This is a genomic window from Methylibium rhizosphaerae, assembly GCF_006386545.1.
GTDB lineage: Bacteria > Pseudomonadota > Gammaproteobacteria > Burkholderiales > Burkholderiaceae_C > Pseudorivibacter > Pseudorivibacter rhizosphaerae.
In genome coordinates this window covers 1-5452 of sequence record NZ_SWAR01000081.1, presented here as the reverse complement: position 1 = coordinate 5452, position 5452 = coordinate 1, and the positions used below count along the sequence as shown (strand labels likewise).

General features: G+C 53.6%; 2 tRNA genes and 3 rRNA genes. All 5 read left to right on the top strand.

Going from position 1 to position 5452, the window contains the following annotated elements:
• The first annotated feature begins 174 nt into the window (after positions 1-174).
• The 5 genes from E8D38_RS27135 (at position 175) to rrf (ending at position 5404) form a co-directional block, all read left to right on the top strand.
• Positions 175-1705 (top strand): 16S ribosomal RNA (locus E8D38_RS27135).
• A gap of 148 nt (positions 1706-1853) precedes the next feature.
• Positions 1854-1930: transfer RNA gene (locus E8D38_RS27130), tRNA-Ile, on the top strand.
• A 7-nt stretch (positions 1931-1937) separates the two neighbouring features.
• Positions 1938-2013: transfer RNA gene (locus E8D38_RS27125), tRNA-Ala, on the top strand.
• 285 nt (positions 2014-2298) lie between these two features.
• Positions 2299-5172, top strand: a 23S ribosomal RNA gene (locus tag E8D38_RS27120).
• A gap of 119 nt (positions 5173-5291) precedes the next feature.
• Positions 5292-5404 (top strand): 5S ribosomal RNA (gene rrf / locus E8D38_RS27115).
• Together the 16S, 23S and 5S rRNA genes with 2 tRNA genes alongside form the textbook arrangement of a ribosomal RNA operon.
• Positions 5405-5452 lie beyond the last annotated feature (48 nt).

Below are 5452 nucleotides of genomic sequence, written 5' to 3'. Positions count from 1 at the left end.
GCTGATGACAACACAACGAAGTCAGCGACGCGCCGAAGGGTGCAGTTCTTTAAAAAGTTACAGCCGATAAGCGTGGGCGTTTGAAGGCGAATGCCAAGGATCTACGGATCCACAAACGCTCACGGATGAAGAAGTGAAGTTCACTTCAATTCCGTTTTGAGCAAATTCAAGATCGAACTGAAGAGTTTGATCCTGGCTCAGATTGAACGCTGGCGGCATGCCTTACACATGCAAGTCGAACGGCAGCACGGGGGCAACCCTGGTGGCGAGTGGCGAACGGGTGAGTAATGCATCGGAACGTGCCCAGTAGTGGGGGATAGCCCGGCGAAAGCCGGATTAATACCGCATACGACCTGAGGGTGAAAGCAGGGGATCGCAAGACCTTGCGCTATTGGAGCGGCCGATGTCGGATTAGCTAGTTGGTGGGGTAAAGGCTCACCAAGGCTACGATCCGTAGCTGGTCTGAGAGGACGACCAGCCACACTGGGACTGAGACACGGCCCAGACTCCTACGGGAGGCAGCAGTGGGGAATTTTGGACAATGGGCGAAAGCCTGATCCAGCCATGCCGCGTGCGGGAAGAAGGCCTTCGGGTTGTAAACCGCTTTTGTCAGGGAAGAAATCTTCTGGGCTAATACCTCGGGAGGATGACGGTACCTGAAGAATAAGCACCGGCTAACTACGTGCCAGCAGCCGCGGTAATACGTAGGGTGCAAGCGTTAATCGGAATTACTGGGCGTAAAGCGTGCGCAGGCGGTCATGCAAGACAGATGTGAAATCCCCGGGCTTAACCTGGGAACTGCATTTGTGACTGCATGGCTGGAGTACGGTAGAGGGAGATGGAATTCCGCGTGTAGCAGTGAAATGCGTAGATATGCGGAGGAACACCGATGGCGAAGGCAATCTCCTGGACCTGTACTGACGCTCATGCACGAAAGCGTGGGGAGCAAACAGGATTAGATACCCTGGTAGTCCACGCCCTAAACGATGTCAACTGGTTGTTGGACGGCTTGCTGTTCAGTAACGAAGCTAACGCGTGAAGTTGACCGCCTGGGGAGTACGGCCGCAAGGTTGAAACTCAAAGGAATTGACGGGGACCCGCACAAGCGGTGGATGATGTGGTTTAATTCGATGCAACGCGAAAAACCTTACCTACCCTTGACATGCCAGGAACTTGCCAGAGATGGCTTGGTGCTCGAAAGAGAGCCTGGACACAGGTGCTGCATGGCCGTCGTCAGCTCGTGTCGTGAGATGTTGGGTTAAGTCCCGCAACGAGCGCAACCCTTGTCATTAGTTGCTACGAAAGGGCACTCTAATGAGACTGCCGGTGACAAACCGGAGGAAGGTGGGGATGACGTCAGGTCATCATGGCCCTTATGGGTAGGGCTACACACGTCATACAATGGCCGGTACAGAGGGCTGCCAACCCGCGAGGGGGAGCCAATCCCAGAAAACCGGTCGTAGTCCGGATTGCAGTCTGCAACTCGACTGCATGAAGTCGGAATCGCTAGTAATCGCGGATCAGCTTGCCGCGGTGAATACGTTCCCGGGTCTTGTACACACCGCCCGTCACACCATGGGAGCGGGTTCTGCCAGAAGTAGTTAGCCTAACCGCAAGGAGGGCGATTACCACGGCAGGGTTCGTGACTGGGGTGAAGTCGTAACAAGGTAGCCGTATCGGAAGGTGCGGCTGGATCACCTCCTTTCTGGAAAAAGCATTCAAATTCTTGCGCCCACACTTATCGGCTGTAAGTAGACAACAGCGTGTGAAACGTGAACCGGCGACAGCGTCAGCGCTAGCAGCGCGGGTTGACGTTAAAGAGGCGGGCCATCGCGGTTCACAAGGGAATGCGAGGGTCTGTAGCTCAGTCGGTTAGAGCACCGTCTTGATAAGGCGGGGGTCGTTGGTTCGAATCCAACCAGACCCACCATCGTTACGGGGGATTAGCTCAGCTGGGAGAGCACCTGCTTTGCAAGCAGGGGGTCGTCGGTTCGATCCCGTCATCCTCCACCACTCATTCTGATTCTGAGCGCACGCAAAAGCCATTGGTGATGGTTTTTGTGTGCGATCCGAAAGGGTCGGCTGTTGTTCTTTAACAATTTGTAGAGTCGAAATCAGCGTTGCTGGCGGAAAGCGCTTCATGGCGCATCCGTGCCGCCAGCAACTTTTTGATTGCGTCACCAAACTTCAATTCGAAAGAATTTGAAGACGGCATAACGCGAATACTCAAAGATCGACATTGAACCGTCGATCCAGTCCTTGACGATGCCTCTTATCAGCGAGGCGTCAAAGTTATAGGGTCAAGTGACTAAGTGCATGTGGTGGATGCCTTGGCGATTACAGGCGACGAAGGACGTGATAGCCTGCGATAAGCTTCGGGGAGCTGGCAAATAAGCTTTGATCCGGAGATTTCCGAATGGGGAAACCCACCCTTAGGGGTATCGCATACTGAATACATAGGTATGCGAGGCGAACCGGGTGAACTGAAACATCTCAGTAGCTCGAGGAACAGACATCAACCGAGATTCCGAAAGTAGTGGCGAGCGAAATCGGAACAGCCTGCACGTTTTAGCCATCGACTTATCAGAACGGTCTGGAAAGGCCGACCATAGTGGGTGATAGTCCCGTATGAAAAAAGTGGGTGGTGGAACTAGGCGTGCGAAAAGTAGGGCGGGACACGTGAAATCCTGTCTGAAGATGGGGGGACCATCCTCCAAGGCTAAATACTCGTAATCGACCGATAGCGAACTAGTACCGTGAGGGAAAGGCGAAAAGAACCCCGGGAGGGGAGTGAAATAGATCCTGAAACCGCATGCATACAAAAAGTCGGAGCCCGCAAGGGTGACGGCGTACCTTTTGTATAATGGGTCAGCGACTTACATTCAGTGGCAAGCTTAACCGAATAGGGAAGGCGCAGGGAAACCGAGTCCGAATAGGGCGTTCAGTCGCTGGGTGTAGACCCGAAACCAAGTGATCTATCCATGGCCAGGATGAAGGTGAGGTAACACTCACTGGAGGTCCGAACCGACTAGTGTTGCAAAACTAGCGGATGAGCTGTGGATAGGGGTGAAAGGCTAAACAAACTTGGAAATAGCTGGTTCTCTCCGAAAACTATTTAGGTAGTGCCTCAAGTATTACCGTCGGGGGTAGAGCACTGTTATGGCTAGGGGGTCATGGCGACTTACCAAACCATTGCAAACTCCGAATACCGACGAGTACAGCTTGGGAGACAGTGCACCGGGTGCTAACGTCCGGACACAAGAGGGAAACAACCCAGACCGCCAGCTAAGGTCCCTAATATTGGCTAAGTGGGAAACGAAGTGGGAAGGCTAAAACAGTCAGGATGTTGGCTTAGAAGCAGCCACCATTTAAAGAAAGCGTAATAGCTCACTGATCGAGTCGTCCTGCGCGGAAGATGTAACGGGGCTAAGCCAGTAACCGAAGCTGCGGGTGCGTAGCAATACGCGCGGTAGGAGAGCGTTCTGTACGCCTGTGAAGGTGGATCGTGAGGTCTGCTGGAGGTATCAGAAGTGCGAATGCTGACATGAGTAGCGTTAAAGGGGGTGAAAAGCCCCCTCGCCGAAAGCGCAAGGTTTCCTACGCAACGTTCATCGGCGTAGGGTGAGTCGGCCCCTAAGGCGAGGCAGAGATGCGTAGCTGATGGGAAACAGGTCAATATTCCTGTACCGATGTGTAGTGCGATGTGGGGACGGAGAAGGTTAGCTCAGCCGGGTGTTGGATGTCCCGGTTCAAGCCTGTAGTCGTGCCTGGTAGGCAAATCCGCCGGGTTTAGATGAGGGGTGATAACGAGGCGGCTTGCCGCTGAAGTGAGTGATACCCTGCTTCCAGGAAAAGCCACTAAGCTCCAGCTACACACGACCGTACCGCAAACCGACACTGGTGCGCGAGATGAGTATTCTAAGGCGCTTGAGAGAACTCAGGAGAAGGAACTCGGCAAATTGACACCGTAACTTCGGAAGAAGGTGTGCCCTTAGTAGGTGAACCCGTACAGGGGGAGCCCAATGGGGTCGCAGAGAATCGGTGGCTGCGACTGTTTATTAAAAACACAGCACTCTGCAAAGACGAAAGTCGACGTATAGGGTGTGACGCCTGCCCGGTGCTGGAAGATTAAATGATGGGGTGCAAGCTCTTGATTGAAGTCCCAGTAAACGGCGGCCGTAACTATAACGGTCCTAAGGTAGCGAAATTCCTTGTCGGGTAAGTTCCGACCTGCACGAATGGCGTAACGATGGCCACACTGTCTCCTCCTGAGACTCAGCGAAGTTGAAATGTTTGTGATGATGCAATCTCCCCGCGGAAAGACGGAAAGACCCCATGAACCTTTACTGTAGCTTTGTATTGGACTTTGAACAGATCTGTGTAGGATAGGTGGGAGGCTTTGAAGTGGTGCCGCTAGGTGCCATGGAGCCAACGTTGAAATACCACCCTGGTGTGTTTGAGGTTCTAACCTTGACCCGTTATCCGGGTTGGGGACAGTGCATGGTAGGCAGTTTGACTGGGGCGGTCTCCTCCCAAAGCGTAACGGAGGAGTTCGAAGGTACGCTAGGCACGGTCGGAAATCGTGCTAATAGTGCATAGGCATAAGCGTGCTTGACTGCGAGACTGACAAGTCGAGCAGGTACGAAAGTAGGACTAAGTGATCCGGTGGTTCTGTATGGAAGGGCCATCGCTCAACGGATAAAAGGTACTCTGGGGATAACAGGCTGATACCGCCCAAGAGTTCATATCGACGGCGGTGTTTGGCACCTCGATGTCGGCTCATCTCATCCTGGGGCTGTAGCCGGTCCCAAGGGTATGGCTGTTCGCCATTTAAAGAGGTACGTGAGCTGGGTTTAAAACGTCGTGAGACAGTTTGGTCCCTATCTTCCGTGGGCGCTGCAGATTTGAGAGAGCCTGCTCCTAGTACGAGAGGACCGGAGTGGACGCACCTCTGGTGTATCGGTTGTCACGCCAGTGGCATTGCCGAGTAGCTAAGTGCGGAAGAGATAACCGCTGAAAGCATCTAAGCGGGAAACTCGTCTCAAGATGAGATCTGCCGGGGCCTTGAGCCCCCTGAAGAGTCGTTCGAGACCAGGACGTTGATAGGCTGGGTGTGGAAGCTGGGTAACCAGTTAAGCTAACCAGTACTAATTGCTCGTGAGGCTTGACCCTATAACTTTGACGTGACCGTCAAAGCGTGTTGTGCCCAAGTGGCCGCAATCAAAAATCGCTGACCAGACTCTACAAATTGGCTGCCTTGCCAACTAACCGCAGGGCAGTGACCGGTTCAGCCTGATGACCATAGCGAGGTGGTCCCACTCCTTCCCATCCCGAACAGGACAGTGAAACGCCTCAGCGCCGATGATAGTGCGGATTCCCGTGTGAAAGTAGGACATCGTCAGGCTATTAACTCGCAAAACGCCCGACCAGCTGGTCGGGCGTTTTTGCTTTG